The organism is Cytobacillus gottheilii (assembly GCF_900166665.1).
GTDB lineage: Bacteria > Bacillota > Bacilli > Bacillales > Cytobacillaceae > Cytobacillus > Cytobacillus gottheilii_A.
This window is the reverse complement of sequence record NZ_LT800494.1, coordinates 1258785-1277050: the sequence shown is the minus strand read 5'-3', so window position 1 is coordinate 1277050 and position 18266 is coordinate 1258785. Positions and strand designations below refer to the sequence as shown.

General features: G+C 39.8%; 15 protein-coding genes and 1 pseudogene. 2 read left to right on the top strand and 14 right to left on the bottom strand.

Going from position 1 to position 18266, the window contains the following annotated elements:
- Positions 1-87: 87 nt before the first annotated feature.
- The 7 genes from spoVID to hemA all read right to left on the bottom strand — a co-directional run bounded on the left by spoVID (position 88) and on the right by hemA (position 8219).
- On the bottom strand, positions 88-1275 hold the full coding sequence (gene spoVID / locus B7E07_RS06205) for a stage VI sporulation protein D (RefSeq protein WP_080844578.1): 1188 nt from the start codon (positions 1273-1275) through the stop codon (positions 88-90).
- A 670-nt stretch (positions 1276-1945) separates the two neighbouring features.
- The gene (gene hemL, locus B7E07_RS06200) at positions 1946-3232 is read right to left on the bottom strand and encodes a glutamate-1-semialdehyde 2,1-aminomutase (RefSeq protein WP_080844575.1); all 1287 of its coding nucleotides are present in this window, start codon (positions 3230-3232) and stop codon (positions 1946-1948) included.
- Between the two features lie 43 nt (positions 3233-3275).
- Positions 3276-4256, bottom strand: coding sequence for a porphobilinogen synthase (gene hemB / locus B7E07_RS06195; RefSeq protein WP_080844573.1), 981 nt, complete (start codon positions 4254-4256; stop codon positions 3276-3278).
- Positions 4257-4274: 18 nt separating this feature from the next.
- Complete coding sequence (locus B7E07_RS06190) at positions 4275-5057, bottom strand: uroporphyrinogen-III synthase (protein ID WP_080844571.1); 783 nt, start codon at positions 5055-5057, stop codon at positions 4275-4277.
- The gene (hemC, locus tag B7E07_RS06185; protein ID WP_080844570.1) at positions 5057-5989 is read right to left on the bottom strand and encodes a hydroxymethylbilane synthase; all 933 of its coding nucleotides are present in this window, start codon (positions 5987-5989) and stop codon (positions 5057-5059) included. Before hemC ends, B7E07_RS06190 begins: the two co-directional genes overlap by 1 nt.
- Positions 5990-6025: 36 nt before the next feature.
- Entirely contained in the window at positions 6026-6859 is an 834-nt protein-coding gene (locus tag B7E07_RS06180; RefSeq protein ID WP_080844568.1) for a cytochrome C assembly family protein, read from the bottom strand.
- A 13-nt stretch (positions 6860-6872) separates the two neighbouring features.
- Entirely contained in the window at positions 6873-8219 is a 1347-nt protein-coding gene (gene hemA, locus B7E07_RS06175) for a glutamyl-tRNA reductase (RefSeq protein ID WP_080844566.1), read from the bottom strand.
- Between the two features lie 308 nt (positions 8220-8527).
- Here hemA and B7E07_RS06170 point away from each other — a divergent pair, with 308 nt between their 5' ends.
- The gene (locus B7E07_RS06170) at positions 8528-9010 is read left to right on the top strand and encodes a LiaI-LiaF-like domain-containing protein (protein WP_080844565.1); all 483 of its coding nucleotides are present in this window, start codon (positions 8528-8530) and stop codon (positions 9008-9010) included.
- 112 nt (positions 9011-9122) lie between these two features.
- Here the strand turns inward: B7E07_RS06170 and B7E07_RS06165 are convergent, their stop codons facing one another.
- The 5 genes and pseudogenes from B7E07_RS06165 to B7E07_RS06145 all read right to left on the bottom strand — a co-directional run.
- Entirely contained in the window at positions 9123-9845 is a 723-nt protein-coding gene (locus B7E07_RS06165) for an amino acid ABC transporter ATP-binding protein (protein WP_176215284.1), read from the bottom strand.
- A 22-nt stretch (positions 9846-9867) separates the two neighbouring features.
- Complete coding sequence (locus B7E07_RS06160; protein ID WP_080844562.1) at positions 9868-10515, bottom strand: amino acid ABC transporter permease; 648 nt, start codon at positions 10513-10515, stop codon at positions 9868-9870.
- 64 nt (positions 10516-10579) lie between these two features.
- A complete protein-coding gene (locus B7E07_RS06155) occupies positions 10580-11362 on the bottom strand; it encodes a transporter substrate-binding domain-containing protein (protein WP_080844560.1) in 783 nt (260 codons plus the stop codon).
- Positions 11363-11577: 215 nt separating this feature from the next.
- Positions 11578-11868, bottom strand: coding sequence for a hypothetical protein (locus B7E07_RS06150; RefSeq protein WP_080844559.1), 291 nt, complete (start codon positions 11866-11868; stop codon positions 11578-11580).
- 182 nt (positions 11869-12050) lie between these two features.
- Positions 12051-13682: pseudogene (locus B7E07_RS06145) on the bottom strand (efflux RND transporter permease subunit); the annotation flags it as partial.
- Between the two features lie 100 nt (positions 13683-13782).
- On the opposite strand from B7E07_RS06145, the gene B7E07_RS06140 reads away from it, so the two are divergent.
- Positions 13783-14622 carry a TetR/AcrR family transcriptional regulator gene (locus B7E07_RS06140; RefSeq protein ID WP_080844557.1) on the top strand — a complete coding sequence of 280 codons (840 nt, stop codon included), beginning with the start codon at positions 13783-13785 and terminating at the stop codon, positions 14620-14622.
- A 410-nt stretch (positions 14623-15032) separates the two neighbouring features.
- Here B7E07_RS06140 and yihA read toward each other — a convergent pair whose 3' ends face one another.
- Together yihA and lon are read right to left on the bottom strand one after the other, a co-directional pair.
- Positions 15033-15620, bottom strand: a complete 588-nt coding sequence (yihA, locus tag B7E07_RS06135) for a ribosome biogenesis GTP-binding protein YihA/YsxC (RefSeq protein WP_080844556.1) — start codon at positions 15618-15620, stop codon at positions 15033-15035.
- Positions 15617-17944 carry an endopeptidase La gene (gene lon, locus B7E07_RS06130; RefSeq protein WP_080844554.1) on the bottom strand — a complete coding sequence of 776 codons (2328 nt, stop codon included), beginning with the start codon at positions 17942-17944 and terminating at the stop codon, positions 15617-15619. The genes yihA and lon overlap by 4 nt, the downstream gene beginning before the upstream one ends.
- Between the last annotated feature and the right edge of the window lie 322 nt (positions 17945-18266).

The window sequence follows — 18266 nt, the reverse complement described above, 5'->3', positions numbered from 1 at the left end:
TATTTCAGCGCAGAACTCTTTATGGCTTCTGCGTGAAAAACAGATGAGCAGGCTAATAAAACACCTGCTCATTGATCTCGGAATACATTAACGGGTTACAACGGCAGGAATATACAGAACTTGACCTTCGTAAACATCTTGATTGATATCAAGATTATTAACCCGCTGCAGCTGCTGAGATGACACTTCATATCTTTCAGCGATTAAATCAAGTGTATCGCCGTGCTGAACGATGCACACCTTTACTTTAGACATTTCATTTTCATCTTTGCGTGCAAAGAACTCTGTTAATGTCATACTCTTTTTGGATTTACTCTTTTTCTTTACTTCCTGTTCAGATGAAGATGATTCTTCTTCCATATAAGCATGTTCCGTCACCTTTACTTCTTGAACGGGACTTTCTTCAAGCGGTACCTGATTGAATTCCTCAACTGCTTCCACTAAAGGTTCAGCAGGAGCTTCACTTCTTTGTGCTGTAAAAGCAATTTCAGGAAATGCTTCCTTAAGCTCTTCAGCTGCTTGAGGTTCCGGCTGAATTTCATTTAGGACTGGCGCTGCGGACGTGTTTTGTTCATGTGATTCGAAGTCGGAAACCTCAGGCTGTTTTTTTGCCTCGGCTTCAAATGGTCGGTACAATTCTTCTGCTTGCTTTTGCTGTTCTGTCTTTTCTAATTGTAGTTCTGTAACAAAATCATCTTCTTGTTCTTCTTGTACAGGAGGCTCAAAGATCGATGAGCGATAAAGCGGTTCTAATTCTGCCTCAAGTTCAGGTGCTTCTTCTACTTCTTCTACTTCTTCTACTTCTTCTGCTTCCTCAACAACCGCTTGAGCAGCCTCTTCCCGCTGTTCGCCATACAAACCAGAAATCATTAAGTTTGCATTAAGCTTCATGCAGCTGCGCTCTGGGAATTCATAATCAAAGGACTCAACCTCGACATCAATGTCCTCGATGCTTTGAATCCGATTGTTTGGAATCGTAATATCCACTGGGAAAAAATGAGTGAACTCAAAAATGCCTTCATCTCTTTCCTCTACACTTTGCACAAACTTTGCTTGTGAGGCAGCGTTTTGCTGCTCTGTTTCGTCTGCATCTACGCGGTTGTATTCTCCTGTAAGCTCCAATGCACCTTGGATGGTTACATATTGTTCACTTTCTTGGATCGTAATGTTTGGATCAAGTGAGATTGATATTAACTGCAGTACTTCCTGTCCTCTTTGAAACCACACTGATTCTTCTAAAGAAAATCGTAAGCACGATGGATTTCCCTGAGTCAAAGCGACTCCTCCCTTCATATCTTTCACGTCTAATCACTATGTCATTATCAATTTATGAATAGACCATACTAAATATGAGTAAAAAATTGCAGGATAGATTAGTAAGAGTGCTTTCGGTGCAGGAGTTTTTGAGATCAAGAACATGCAATAGGCAGCTGGTTTGTTTTCTGCTTTGAAGGGAGGGCTTATTGCAGAGGGCTGTTGTGCTTCTCTTTGGGGTTAATTCTACTTGATTGTCAACTATTTCACTTCTGGCAGAGAGGCATAGCGACAGTTCTGGCTTTCAGTGGCGTGTTTTAGTTTTGGTTGTTGCTGGAATTTATTTTCCACGACACTATATTCCATTTTATGGATTATAGAGGTGTGTTTCCTCCTTTTTCGCGACACTATATACCAGTTTCTGGATTATCGAGGTATGTTTTCTCCTTTTTCACGACACTATATACCAATTTATGGATTATTCAGGTGTGTTTCCTCCTTTTTCACGACACTATATACCAATTTATGGATTACAGAGGTGTGTTTCCTCCTTTTTTAAGACATTATATCCCAGTTTTTTGGAATATCAAGGTGTGTTTCCTCCTTTTCAAGACACCATATATCGCTCACACCCTCTAAAAAAACAGCAATTAAAAACAGCACCTGCTATTCCGGTGCTGTCTCTACTGTATTACATAATTCTTGAAAAAGCAGTTTCTGCTGCTTTTATGGTGTTTTTAATGTCTTCATCACTGTGTGCAGTTGAGAGGAATAATCCTTCGAACTGGGATGGCGGAAGGAAGACTCCTTCATTAGCCATTTCGCGATAGTAGGATGCAAATAGGTTCAAATCGGACGTTTTCGCTTGATCATAGTTTGTTACTTTTTCGTTTGTGAAAAAGAGACCAACCATTGAACCTGCACGGTTAACTGTATGCGGAACTCCGTATTTTTCAGCCGCAGCTTTTAAGCCTGTCTCTAGCATATCTGCTTTACGGCCAAATTCTTTATATGTTTCAGGTGTCAGCTGACTTAACGTTTCAAGACCAGCTGTCATTGCAAGCGGATTTCCTGATAAAGTACCAGCCTGATAGATCGGCCCGCTCGGTGCAATTCTTTCCATGATTTCTGCTTTACCGCCGTATGCACCAACAGGTAATCCTCCACCGATCACTTTTCCTAAACAAGTTATATCAGGAGTCACGTTATAATATCCTTGTGCACATTGATAATCCACACGGAACCCTGTCATAACCTCATCAAAAATGAGTAGTGTGCCATTTTGCTCAGTGATCTCACGCAGACCTTCAAGGAAACCAGGCATTGGAGGAACCACACCCATATTACCGGCCACTGGCTCAACAATAACACCAGCAATATCATCTCCATATTGATTAAACGCCAGCTTCACGCTCTCAAGATCATTATAAGGAACTGTGATTGTATTTTTAGCTACACCTTCAGGCACACCAGGACTATCTGGCAGTCCTAATGTAGCTACACCAGATCCAGCTTTGATAAGCAAGGAATCACCATGTCCATGGTAGCAGCCTTCAAATTTCATAATCATATTTCGGCTTGTATAACCTCTTGCCAGGCGGAGAGCACTCATCGTTGCCTCTGTTCCGGAAGAAACCATCCGAACGATTTCAATCGATGGAACCCGGTCAATTACTAGTTTGGCAAGTTCATTTTCAATTTCAGTCGGTGCGCCAAAGCTTGTCCCGTTTTCAGCGACCTTTTTAATTGCTTCTACCACTCGATCATTACTATGTCCTAAAATTAGCGGTCCCCAAGAAAGCACATAGTCAATATAGTCATTGCCGTCAATGTCATAAATTTTTGAGCCTTTTCCCCGCTCCATGAAGATCGGATCCATGTTAACAGATTTAAAGGCACGGACAGGGGAGTTAACACCGCCAGGCAATAGTTTTTTCGCTTCTTCAAACGCTTGAATGGATTTAGTATAAGAACGCATACGATCCCTCTTTTCGTTTTTTAGTTATAGATTAGTTTCTTTCTTAATTTTGTTCCTTCAGCCATCTTGCAGCATCTTTGGCATGATACGTAATGATAAGATCACAGCCGGCTCTCTTCATGCCTGTCAGCATTTCCATTACAATTCGCTCTTCGTCAATCCAGCCGTTTTGAGAGGCTGCTTTGACCATGGAATATTCTCCGCTCACATTATAAATTACAAGCGGAAGATTGATATTGTTCTTAACATCCCGGACAATATCCAAGTATGGCATCCCTGGCTTCACAATAAGGAAATCGGCTCCCTCTACCAGGTCGGACTCTGCTTCTCTAATGGCTTCCAGGCGGTTCGCCGGATCCATTTGATAGGCTTTGCGGTCTCCAAATTGCGGCGTGCTATCCGCTGCTTCTCTGAAAGGACCATAAAAGGCTGAGGCATATTTAACAGCATAGGACATAATCGGTACATTTTCGAATCCTGCCTCATCCAATCCCGCACGAATCGCTGCTGTAAAACCATCCATCATATTGGATGGAGCAATTATATCTGCTCCAGCTTTTGCCTGACTGACAGCCGTCTGCACCAGCAAATCAAGTGACTCATCATTTAAAACTTCTTCATTTTCCACAAGACCGCAATGGCCGTGGTCTGTAAATTCACATAGGCAAGTATCCGCAATAACAATCAGCTCAGGGAAGCTTTCTTTAATTAATCTTGTTGCTTCCTGTACAATGCCATGATCGTGATAAGCCTGCGTGCCGCAAGCATCCTTTTCTTCAGGAATCCCAAATAGCAGAACCGATTTTATGCCTAAAGAGACCACTTCTTCAAGCTCAGCGTGAAGATGATCTAATGATAAGTTGTAAATACCTGGCATTGATGTTATTTCTCTTTTAATATCTTGACCTTCTGCAATAAAGATTGGATAAATAAGGTCATCCGTATGCAGTCTATTTTCTCTTACAAGCGCTCTCATATTAGCTGTCTTACGAAGTCTGCGGTGACGATTGAATTGTAGGTCCATAATAGAATCCTCCTTGTTTTATGTTGTTTCTATCTCTTTTAAATACTGAATGATTTCATTCAGCATATCCTTCACCGTATATCGATCCGGGATTGCATGAACATGCAAACCATGTGTTTCCGCCCTGGCTTTTGATACCGGTCCAATACAGGCAATAAGACATCGTTTGGATTGTTCGACCAGATCGTTTTCAAGAACAACATCCATAAAGTGATCCACAGTGGATGGACTTGTGAAAAGAACAATATCAAGCTGATGTGCCAGCAGTTGGTCTTTTAATATAGCCTTGCTTTCTTCCGGCATAGTTGTTTCATATACAATGATTTCTTTTACTTTTACTTCTTTCTTAAGTAAAGCGGTCGCAATCGCATCTCTTGCTAGGTTTCCTTTCGGAATGAGAATCTGCTCACCCTTTTGAATTCGAGGCAAAAACTCCTCTATAAACCCTTCTGCAACATATTGCGATGGAACAAAATCGACCTTCATGCCTTTGGCTTCCAGCACTTCTTTCGTCTTTTCACCGATCACAGCAATTTTAGGAAATGATCCCTTTTTTGTATTCACATGAGCTAAAAACGTTTCTACTGTTACATTGCTTGTAAAAATAAGCCAGTCGTATGTATGTAAGATTTCGTTCAATTCAGCAGCAGAATCATGAGTAAGAGTTGGTTTAAAAGAGATAAGAGGAATTTCCACTGGAACTCCTCCTAAATCTCTCACCAATGCAGCGACAGGCTTTGCATGCTGCCTGCCCCTTGGAATTAGCACCCTTTTGCCAAGCAGCGAGGACGCGGCGGACATTACTCACCAAGCTCCCGTTTTACTTCGTCAATTAAGTCCTTTGCACCCATTTCAGTTAGAGATGCCGCTGTTTGTATCCCGACACTCTCAGCTTCTGTTCCAGAAGACATTTCTTTCAGCATGGTTGTGCCATCAGGAGAACAAACAAGCCCTGTTAACTCCACTTCTCCATTGTTTTTTAGAGTGGCATAGCCGGCAATCGGCACTTGGCAGCCGCCTTCCATTTTATGAAGGAATGCTCTTTCTGCCGTTACGGTTTTGGTTGTCTCCTTACACGCAAACTTCTCAAGCAGTGATAATAATTCCTCATCTTCTTCGCGGCACTCAATAGATAATGCGCCTTGCCCAACTGCCGGAAGACAAAGGTCCGGATCAAGGAATTCTGTTACAACATCCTGTGACCAGCCCATGCGTGCAAGTCCCGCAGCTGCCAAAATAATGGCATCATAGTCTTCCGATTCCAGCTTCGCAAGACGTGTATCAATATTTCCTCTAATCCATTTAATTTCTAAATCCGGACGTCTTGCCAACAGCTGTGCTCCGCGGCGCAAACTGCTCGTGCCAATGACAGAGCCTGGCTTTAAATCTGCAAGCTTAATATGTCCTTTCGAAATTAAGGCGTCACGGTGATCTTCACGTTTAGGAATACAGCCAATGACCAGCCCTTCAGGTAAAACGGCAGGCATATCTTTCATACTATGTACAGCCATATCAATCTCTTTATCAAGCATAGCCTGTTCAATTTCTTTTACAAATAATCCTTTTCCGCCAACCTTAGATAAGGTTACATCAAGAATTTTATCTCCTTTTGTTACGATTTCTTTCACTTCAAACTCATAGCTGGGATTTAATTTTTTCAATTCATTAATAACCCAATTGGTTTGTGTAAGCGCCAGTTTGCTTCTTCTTGAACCCACGATAATTTTTCTCATGACGGCCTCCTAATGTTTGCAGTATGCTTTGACATTTTATTGATCCCAAAAATGGAAAGATGATAACTTCCCAAATAAGAAAAAGTTTATTAATACGACTAGAAAAGCGGCAGCATTCCAATAAGCCAGCTTCTTTCCATAGAACCCTCTGCCTACTCGAAGGTATAAATAGATGCTATATAAAATTAGCACTAAAAAAGAACCTACTACTTTCGAATCAAGCCAGGACATATCGGGAAGCTTCATATATGCCCATTGTACACCAAGTATTAAGCTAATCATCAATAGCGGCACTCCGATAACAGCTAATACATATGACATATGTTCCAGCTTCGCTAAATCTGATAACCGGACGAGGCGGGAATTCCACTTTTTTCTTTTCAGGAGATCATATTGAATTAAATAAAGGAGCGAAAACACAAATGATAATCCAAATGCTCCATATGATAGTATTGCTACTGTTATATGAAAAAATAAAAGCTCTGACATTAACCTCCCCGCGAGAACACTCGATTCAAATTGTACTGGTGCAAATGTATGAATCGCCATGAAGATAAAACCGATAATGTTTGTAAAAAACACAGTGAAATCAACACGCAGCAAGGTATTAATGGCAAGTGACAGCGAAATGAGCACCCATGCATAAAAATATAAGCCTTCAAAGATCGTCAGCACAGGAAATCTGCCTGTTTCAAACATATAAAGAATTAAAAAAAGTGTTTGTAAAACCCATACAAACGAAAGTAACCAGAAGGCAGCTCGGTTCGCCTTCCGGTTATTATGAAGAAAGTCAATAAAATATAAGAGTACACATAAAGCATACAGAATAACCGTAAATTCATGCAGCCTCGTCATATAGATGTCAAACATGTCTGAACCTCACTTATACTTGCAAGGAAGTCAGCGGAACCACAGTCCGTGTTTGACTAGCCTGTTCCGTTTTCACATTTTCATGAGCTGAAACAATGTCTTCTATATTAAAGATCTTAACAAAAAGGTCTAATGCCTCTTCTGCGTCCTTGCGGCCAGCTAATTCTTTTGCCTGTAGAATCGGATCTTTTAATAGCTGATTAATAATGCTTTTTGTATGCTTATTCAATACTTTTCTATCGCGATCACTCAAATGCGGCATCTTTCTATCAATGCTCATCATTGTTTCTGCTTGAATCGTTAATGCTTTTTCTCTTAATGCAGAGATAACAGGGACTACTCCAAGCATATTAAGCCATTGTTTAAAATCAACAATTTCCGCTTCTATCATAAGCTGGATCTTCTCTGCAGCTTTTTCCCGTTCTGCCAAATTAGCCTGGACAATACCTTCGAGATCATCAATATCATATAAAAAGACACTATCAAGTTCGGATAAAGAAGGATCCAAGTCGCGTGGCACAGCAATGTCTACCATAAAAAGAGGCTGGCCTTTGCGCATTCTTTCAACTGTTTCCATTAAGTCTTTCGTAATGACGAAACCTTTAGCACCAGTTGAGCTAATTAAAATATCTGCTTCAACAAGAGCACATTGCAGCTCCTGCAATGATTTTGCTTGTCCTTCATAACGGCTGGCCAAGTTCTGTGCCTTCTCAAACGTTCTGTTGATGACCGTTACTTTCTTTGCTCCATTTGAATAGAGATTCTGAATGGCAAGCTCACCCATTTTACCGGCGCCAAGGATTAACACATGCTTGTTTTCAAGAGAGCCAAAGATCTTTTTGGCCAATTCAACAGCAGCATAGCTGACAGATACAGCATTTGCACCAATATCTGTTTCAGAATGTGCTCTTTTTCCTAGAGTCACAGCCTGTTTGAAAAGCTGATTAAAGATCGTACCCGTCGTTTTCTCATCCTGTGCCTGCAAAAAGCTTGTTCGCACTTGTCCAAGAATTTGTGTTTCGCCAAGAACCATAGAATTAAGTCCGCAGGCTACTTTAAATAAGTGTTCCATTGCCCCTTCTTGCTCATATATGAATAAGAACGGAGAGAATTCACTTTGCTCAATTTGGAACCATTCTGATAAAAACTCTTTTATATAGTAGCGGCCAGTATGAATCTGGTCGACAACCGCATAAATTTCCGTACGATTACATGTTGAAATAATAACGTTTTCAAGAATACTCTTTTTCTTTTGCAAGTTCTGCATTGCATCCCCAAGCTGAGCAGGATTGAATGTTAAACGTTCTCGTATTTCTACAGGGGCAGTTCTGTAGTTTAGACCAACAACTAAAATATGCATGAAATTGACACCCCCAGAATAATTACATAGTTCGCTACTCTAATTATATCATTTCAATGACTTAGAACCGTCATAAAATGTGAACAGATTATGAACTCGTGTTTAAATATAAATAAATGCATTCTTACACATTTGCACTGCAAACGAAGCAAAATCTGATAATATGGTAGGGGAAACAATTCATTTAGCTTCCAGTCATCCAGCCATTATCTTGCTTAAGTAAGACATAGATCGAAATACTCCCTTATGTACAGTAACAAATATCACACTTATATTCAAGTATACATAATCGAAAGCGGTGAAAATAGATGAAAAATCAGCGTCTCTTCCCTGGGATGATCCTGCTAGGTTTTGGTGCCTACTTTTTTCTGCAGCAATTAAATATCTCTGAATTGCAGCCCATATACTCCTGGCCAACATTATTAATCATTGTCGGTATTTCTTTTTTAATCCAAGGCTATGCGGCCAAAGACTATGAAGCAATTCTCCCAGGAGTCATTCTTACTGGTTTTGGTTTGCATTTTCATATTGTCAATAAATTAGATATTTGGCCAGACCATATTGGCAGCTTTATTTTAATCATTGCTTTAGCCTTTTTGCTGCGCTATTTAAAGACAGGAGCAGGGCTTTTTCAAGGGCTGCTGTTCTTAATTCTTGCTATTCTTCTGCTTTTTTACAATACCATACTGGGATGGCTTGGCATTTTACCAAGCAGCGTTTCATCTGCATGGAGGTTTTGGCCGCTGCTATTAATAATCGCCGGGCTGTTTCTTCTTATGAAAAAGAAATAACTCCATTGATGGCGCCATGCAGCACGGTCACCTGCAGAAATCATAGACTATCAAATGGAAAAAGGACAGGGAGTTTACGTTATCTTTCCCCGTCCTTTTTTATCTAAACACGTTAAAGAACTGAATCTAAGAAGTTTTTTGTTCTTTCTTCTTTGGGAGCTGTAAAAAGCTCATCCGGGTGCCCAACCTCCACAATTCGGCCGTCATGCATATAAACGGCCCAATCTGCAACTTCCCTGGCAAAACCCATTTCATGTGTGACCACAACCATGGTCATCCCCTCCTCTGCCAGCTCTTTCATGGCAGTCAATACCTCACCGACCAGTTCGGGATCCAGGGCGGAAGTCGGCTCATCAAAAAGCATGATATCAGGCTTCATTGCTAAAGCGCGGGCAATAGCAACACGCTGTTTTTGACCGCCTGAAAGCTTCGACGGATATACATTTTCTTTATCTGAAAGACCCACTTTCTTTAACAGCTCTTGTGCCTCTTTCTTCACTTGCTCTTTTGGCTGTTTCTTCACGTGCAATGGTGCTTCCATCACATTTTCCAGAACCGTTTTATGCGGAAAGAGATGAAAATGCTGAAAGACCATTCCTACTTTTTGTCTCACCTTATTTAAATCATGTGTATTCTGATGGATTTTTTCTCCCTCAATTTTTATATTGCCGCTGTCTTTGATTTCGAGGAAGTTCAGACAGCGCAGCAAAGTGCTTTTTCCAGATCCGCTCGCCCCAATCAGACAAACGACATCGCTTTCCTTAACCGTCAAATCAATATCTTTTAACACATGGAGATCACCAAAAGATTTATTTAGCTTTTCAACCTCTACAATTACATTCACATCGAGCACCTCCTTAATCACTGATTGACATTCTTTTTTCAATTAAGCTGACAATAATAGAGAAGAATAGCACAAGTACTAGGTAATAGACTGCAACAATTAATAGATATGTCATATAGTCATAGGAAATAGAACCTTGTGTTGTTGCTACATTGAATAATTCATACATTCCTATAAAGGAAGCGAGTGAAGAATCCTTTAAGGCGATAATAAACTGGTTTCCAAGAGGAGGCAGTGCTCTTCTGCTTGCCTGCGGTAGAATGATTCTCCTCATAGCCAGGCTTCTTGTCATTCCAAGGGATCTTCCAGCTTCCATTTGCCCTTTGTCAATGGATTGGATGGCTCCCCTGAAAATTTCAGCAATATAGGCACCGTTGTGAAAGGCCAGTCCAAGCACAACAGCCCAGAAATCTGAAATATTAAGGGAAGTCAATCCGAAATAGAAAATAAAGATCTGAACAACGAGCGGTGTTCCGCGTACGACAAATATATATATATCCGCAATCACTTCAAGTATTTTTATTTTGGAGATTTTTAAGAATGCAAACAGCAGTCCGACTGCGATCGCAATAATGACTGATACAACAGTCAGCTGAAACGTGAGCAGCATCCCTTTTAAAAAGATCGGTGCTGTATCAATAAACGTTGTTAACCAATCCATTTCCTTTACGCCTCCTTCTATGCATTATAAAAGGCGAATGCAATCGAACATCCGCCTCAAATGGTTATTCATTATCAGGATCCACTGTAATATCTTCGCCGATATATTTCTCGCTGATTTCCTTCAATGTTCCATTTTCGTGCAGTTTCTTAAGAGCTTCGTTTATCTTTTCGAGCAGCTCCGGATTGTCTTTGCTAACCGCAATGGCCTGCTCGCCTACCCCCAGCAGATCGCGCCCTTCAATATTCATTCCAGATCCGATCGCTTCCTTGCCGGTAATAAAGTCTGTTACAACCGCGTCATGCTTGCCTTTACTCAAAGCTTCTAAAGCGACAACATCACTATCATAATACTTAACATTATCAGTTACCGGCAAAACTTCTTCAGCATATGTCGTGCCTTTTGCTACCGCAACCTCTAAATCAGCTAAATCCTCAAGTGTTTCAACCGAACTATCTGGTCTTACAAAGATTTGCGGACCAGAATAATAATATGGAATGGAAAAGTCTACTGCCTTTAAGCGTTCCTCTGTAATGGTATGACTTGCTACCGCTGCATCATATCGTCCAGCCTTTACACCTTCCACAATGCCGCCAAATTTTGTTTTCTTCTGAACCGGATCAAGACCTAGCTCTTCTGCTACGGCTATTCCGACATCAATATCAAATCCTGTCATGGTTCCATCTGCTTCTGTAACTGAAAATGGATTAAACTCTCCAGAAGATGCATATGTAAACTTTCCTTCATCTACTAATGTCATTCCGCCAGTTGAAGCATCCTCTGCACCGCATGCTGACAAAATCATAACGAGCAGTAATCCATAAACACCCTTTTTTAAAATCTGCATTTTACTTCACTCCCCCTTTATTTGTTCTGCAAAGAAAACTTACCCTTTAACAGTAACAATTAAACGAAATTATCACAAAATTCATATTTTATGATAATTAACGTTATACAACGCTCTGCCAGTTTCTGCTAATATCTTTCAGACGTATACATACGTATAAGTGAGCATGCTCCGTTATCCTTATCAACTCGGATTGGCGCAAAGCCTTTTTAAGCTTAAGTAAAATAAAGAAAAAGTGTGGTGATTAAAAGAGGAGTACTAAATAAAGCGAGGCGATACATATTTCTGCGACTCTTAAATCGATCAGCATCTTTTAAAGCATAATTCTTTGTATCTGCATCATTTTTATCCTTGCTCCAATTATTTGATGCGATCCCGCTGATTAGAAGAGCAATGAGACCAATTCCACCTGTTACATAGCTAAATATCAAAGAATGATCCGTTACAAAAGCAACAATAATAAAAGACAAACCTAATCCAAGCCCAATTAAAAATGATTTCCACATAAACAATATCTCTCCTTTATTTCAATTTTATCGGGTTGAAGTAAAAATTATGTCATTAAAATTTTCTTAAAAACACAAAAAGAGGCTGGGACAAAACGAAATTAATCTTTCTAAAACACGAATATTCACTATCTTGGTTTTTAGGTATTTAAACAAGACCGTTCCACCTGCGCTGCGGACGNCGCCAAGCTTCCAACAAGAAGAATAACAGCGATCACGGATGTAATGATTTTGTGATTCAATGTTTTTTCGAGAACACCTCTATACCACATTGCAAGCTTGCCAACTTCTTTATGGCTGCTTTCTGTTTTCGGACTGTAAAGCTTCTTTTTAAATAAGAAGTGAGAAAGAGCCGGAACGATCGTGATCGCAACAATTAAGGATGCACCTAATGCAAATGTCATTGTTAATGCGAAAGGCATGAACAATTCTCCAACCATGCCGCCAACAAAAATTAACGGAGCAAATACAGCTACAGTTACTAGAGTTGAAGATAAAATTGGCTTAAACATTTCAATTGTTGCTTCTCTAATTAATGCGCGGCCTGTAAGCTTTTCTTCTTTCAGATGCATGCGGCGATAAATATTTTCCACAACAACGATGGAGTCATCAATAACCCGTCCGATTGCGACGGTAATAGCCCCAAGCGTCATAATATTTAATGTGATATCCAGCCAGTGCAGCAATAGGAAAGCCATGAAAATAGAGACTGGAATGGAAACGATCGAAATAATCGTTGATTTAATATCACGTAAGAATAGAAGGATAATTAATACAGCGATTAGTCCTCCAAATAAGGCTTTCTCAATCATTGTATGAACGGAGTCTTCGATAGGAGCTCCTTGGTCTAACGAGATATCAATGATTAATCCATCTATTGCTTTTTCTTGTTCTTTCGCAAAATCTTTAACTGCATTGACAACATCAACAGTGTTATCCTGCTGTCCTTTTACAATCTGAATAGCAATGGCATTTTCACCATTCGTTCGAGAAACAGATTGTTCGCGTCCAACTGTTTCAATTGAGGCAATATCGCCCAATGTTACGAATGGAACTTGATTTTCTTCTGAAGGAGTTACTGGAATAAGAAGCTCTCTTAACTCCTCAACCGATGTAACTTTGCCGTCTACAGCGACTGCCTGTTCACCATCTTCAAATTCATAAAGGCCAAGAGACATAGCCATATCGCTTGCTTGAATCATTTGCTTAACATCATCTTCTGTTAAACCAAGCTCAGCCATTCTTTCTTCATTGAAGGTAAAGATAGCTTCTTCAATATGCTGTCCAGAAATTGTTGCAGAAGCAACGCCATCAATCTTTTCAAGCTCTGGTAAAATTGTGTCCTCTACAGTAGATGTTAATTCTACAATATCTTCTGAGCTGCTGCTGATCGATAAAGCAACTACAGGCATCATATTCATCCCAATAGATGTTACAGTAGGTTCCTGAACATCTTCAGGCAGTGTTACTGTATCTAAGGCTGACTCAAGTTCTCTTTTCTTTTCATCCATATCAATGCCATACTCATATTCAACCTGAATACTTGCTACATTTGAACTGGAGTTCGAGAAAACAGCTTTTACGTCCTCAAGTCCTTCGATCGCACTTTCAATAGGAATTGAAACGTCTTCCATTACTTTTTCAGGAGTTGCTCCCGGATAGATCCCCATGACCATTAAATATGGAATGTTAATGTTCGGAATCGTTTCTGTTTTCATTTGTGTACCTGAATAAATACCTGATGCTGTAATAATGATCGTTAATAACCATACAGCGAGTTTATTTTTCAGGACAAAATTTACTAAACCTTTCACAATTACACCTGCCCCTTTATTGACTTTGTTCAATTAATTACATATAATAATGACTAATCGGTCATTTGTCAATTGATTTCATTTAGGAGAGTATTAAGATATGGTAAAGAAACAGTTAATAATGGAAAAGGCACTTGAATTATTTGCGGAACAGGGATTTGATGCTACTTCTGTACAACAGATTACTGAAAAGAGCGGTATATCTAAAGGTGCGTTTTATTTATCCTTTAAATCAAAGGATGAGCTAATCTTTGCTTTAATTGATCATTTTATGAGTGAAATCGTTTCCAACATTGACTATCTGGTCAGTGGTGGGGGATATCATCAGGATGAGCTGTTATATCAGTTTTACCTGACCATATTAAGAAACTTTGAAGAACACTCCAATCTTGCGACTGTTTTTATGAAGGAACAAACACATACGTTAAATATGGAACTGATTATGAAGCTTCATTTTTATGATAAACAAATCAATCGTGCCATCCTGAAAATGATTGATCAAATTTATGGTGATTCAATTGCGGCCACAAAGTTTGATTTGCTTTATTGTGTAAAGGGATTTATGAAAATGTACTCGGAGCTTTTTATCTTTTCAAAGCTTCCGCTTGATTTGAAGTTGCTGGCCAGCTCACTTGTTGAAAAAACAAATTTGCTTGCAAAGCATTCTACGGTCCCTTTTGTTACAAAAGAGCTTGTTAATTTGCTCGATCTGCCGGCAGAAGGTCCTCCGACACAAGAAACCTTAGTCAAACATATAAATGATCTCATTGCTGAGGTACAAGAAGGATTTGTAAAAGATGCACTGCATGAGTTAAAAGAACAAATAAATAAACAAACATTAGATATCCTGCTGATTAACGGATTAGTAGAAATCGTGCGCCAAGATGCTCAGTGCATGTGGGTTGCATTTCTCCTTCGCCGCTATTTTAATTTAAGCTGAGATTAACGATTAAAAAATTAGTGCTGATTCAGTGATAAGGTTCATTTCACGGAACCGAGACATGATTTCAAACGAATAAATGAAGCTGGGACAAAACAAAATTAATCTTTCTAAAACACGAATATTAATATTTTGATTTAGATATTTAAACAAGTCCGTTCCACCTGCGCTGCGGCCCCTCGCTTTCCGTGGGGAGGAAGCTGAGCCTCCTCGAAGCAAAGCTTCTGCGGGGTCTCACCTTTTCCTCTATTGCCCACAGGAGTCGAGGGTCCTCCGCTCCATTTCACTCATGTTCATAAAATATATTTTATAATCATAAAAAAAACCGAATGATTAGAAAGATAACTTCCTAACCATTCGGTTCTATGAGTGTGTTAAATACTTATGTCCCAGCCTCTTTAGATGAATTATTATGATCTCATATACCCTTTGAGGATTGACCATGCTTCATCTTTCCCTTGTCCTGTTTCTGAAGAGAAGAGAACAACTGAATCCTGGGGGTCCAGATCTAATGTTTCTTTTGTCACTTTTAAGTGCTTTTGCCATTTTGATTTTGGAATTTTATCCGCTTTGGTGGCAATGATGACACATGGAATATTATAGTGCTTTAAAAAGTCATACATCATCACATCATCGTTTGTAGGCGGATGCCTTAGATCGACGATAAGGACAACTGCCTTCAGCTGTTCCCTTGATGTTAAGTATGTTTCAATCATTTTGCCCCAAGCTTCCCGCTCTTTCTTGGATACCTTTGCATATCCGTATCCCGGTACATCGACAAAGTGTAGAATTTCATTGATCAAATAGAAATTCAGTGTTTGTGTTTTTCCAGGCTTCGAAGAAATTCGGGCAAGTGCTTTACGGTTCAGCATTTTATTAATAAAAGATGATTTCCCTACATTAGACCTGCCTGCCAGTGCAAACTCAGGCAATTCAGTCTCAGGATATTGATCTGGCTTAACGGCACTGATGACAATTTCAGACGATACTACTTTCATGAATGCAAACCACCATTCAATGCATGCTCAAGCACTTCATCTAAATGAGAAACAAGAACAAAGTCCAGTTCATTTCTCACACTTTCAGGAATATCATCAATATCCTTTTCATTATCTTTAGGCAGGATAATCTTCCGTAAACCAGCCCGATGTGCACTAAGCGACTTTTCCTTCAAACCGCCGATTGGAAGCACACGGCCTCTTAATGTAATTTCTCCTGTCATGCCGACCTCTTTTCGGATGGATCTGCCGGAAAGTGCAGATACAAGTGCAGTTGCAATGGTAATTCCAGCAGATGGCCCATCTTTAGGGACAGCGCCTTCTGGAACATGGATATGGATATCATATTTTTCATGGAAATTTTCATCAATATTAAGGTCAGCCGCTTTTGAACGAACATAGCTGAATGCTGCCTGTGCTGATTCTTTCATTACATCTCCAAGCTTTCCTGTTAATACAAGCTTTCCTTTTCCTGGTGAAAGGGAAACCTCAATTTGCAGGGTGTCACCACCTACTGTTGTGTAAGCAAGTCCTGTTGCGACTCCCACTTGATCCTCCAGTTCAGCTTGTCCATAACGGAATTTAGCTTTACCAAGGAATTCCTCTACATTTTTGCTCGAAATAATGACTTTCTTCTTTTCACCTGACACAATAATTTTAGCCGTTTTTCTCGCAATTGTAGCAAGCTGGCGCTCTAAACTGCGGACACCGGCTTCGCGCGTATAATATCTGACAATCGTTTGAATGCCATCCTCACGAATTTGCAGCTGTCCTTTTGTCAGACCATGTTCCTTCACCTGTTTTGGAAGCAAGTGATCCTTGGCAATATGGATTTTTTCCAATTCTGTATAACCAGCAATTGTAATGATTTCCATACGGTCTAAGAGCGGACCAGGAATTGTACTTAAATTATTGGCTGTAGCAATAAACATTACTTTTGATAAGTCGTATGTTTCTTCAATATAATGATCGCTGAAATTATGATTTTGTTCAGGATCCAGCACTTCAAGCATTGCCGATGATGGGTCGCCACGGAAATCACTGGACATTTTATCAATCTCATCTAATAAAAAGACAGGATTAATAGTACCGGCTTTTTTCATCCCTTGAATAATGCGGCCTGGCATTGCCCCTACATACGTACGTCTGTGACCGCGTATTTCTGATTCATCGCGGACACCACCAAGTGAGATCCGCACAAAATGGCGGTTTAAAGAGGAGGCAATTGATTTGGCCAGACTTGTTTTCCCAACTCCTGGAGGTCCGGCTAAACAAAGAATTGGACCTTTTAACGAGTTGGTAAGCTTTTGAACAGCCAAATACTCTAAGACACGCTCTTTTACTTTTTCAAGACCATAATGCTCTTCGTTTAAAACATGTTCAGCTTTTTGAATATTGATATCATCTTTTGTAGCATTAGTCCATGGAAGTGAAATAAGCCACTCAATGTAATTGCGGATTACTGCACTTTCTGCAGAGCTTGAAGGTACTTTTTCATATCTTCCCAGCTCCTTTAGTGCTGTTTCCTGAATATGCTCTGGCATACCCGCCTTTTCGATTTTGTCAGTCAGGTCCTCTACTTCGCCGGTTTTTCCTTCTTTATCGCCCAGTTCTTTTTGAATGGCCTTCATTTGCTCACGCAAGTAATATTCTTTTTGCGTTCTTTCCATTGATTTCTTTACGCGCTGGCCGATTTTCTTCTCAAGATTCAGGACTTCCTTTTCATTATGAATGATCTCAATAACTGTATTCATTCGATCTTTTACATTTAGTGTTTCAAGTATATCCTGTTTCTCTTTCAGCTTTAACGGCAAATGCGATGAAATAATGTCCGCAAGCCTTCCTGGTTCTTCTATATCCGTAACAGATGAATACGTTTCGGCCGATATCTTTTTCGATACCTTTATGTATTGCTCGAAATATTCAAGCATGGTTCTCATTAACGCCTGATCCTCTACATCCTTTGTATCAGGATCTTCATGTACTTCTACATGAACGGAGTAAAATTCATCCTCATCTTGAAATTCCATTACTTCTGCTCTTTTGAGACCTTCAACCAACACGCGGATTGTACCATTTGGCAGCTTTAGCATCTGCTTCACTTTTGTCAGTGTACCCATATGATACAAATCATCTTCAGAAGGGTCGTCTATAGACATATCCTTCTGCGTTGTTAAGAAGATTAAATGGTCATCTACCATTGCTTTTTCAAGCGCTTGTACCGATTTTTCACGGCCGACATCCAGATGAAGCACCATGGTTGGATATACAAGCAAGCCTCTAAGCGGCAGGAGGGGGACGATGATTTTTTCCTTTTTCGTCATTTCACATGCACCTCCAAATGCAAATCTAAAACCATAATAATTGCTGATTACTTTGTACAATTCTATCTTATTTGCCTTGCAGTGTCGACTGTTTAGCCACTTTCTTCACATACTCGCCTTAGTATCAAAAATTATCAGACGCATTATGCCATTCATACCTATATTTTTTCTCAAGCTTCTTCTTCCTATTCCATTAGGACAAAAGAGAAGGAAACCAATATTAGGGCAAAAAATCGTGGATGAGACAAAACGAAGATACTATTTGTAAAACACGATTGTTCATTTCAAGGTTTGCGTATTTACACAAGTTCGTTCCACCTGC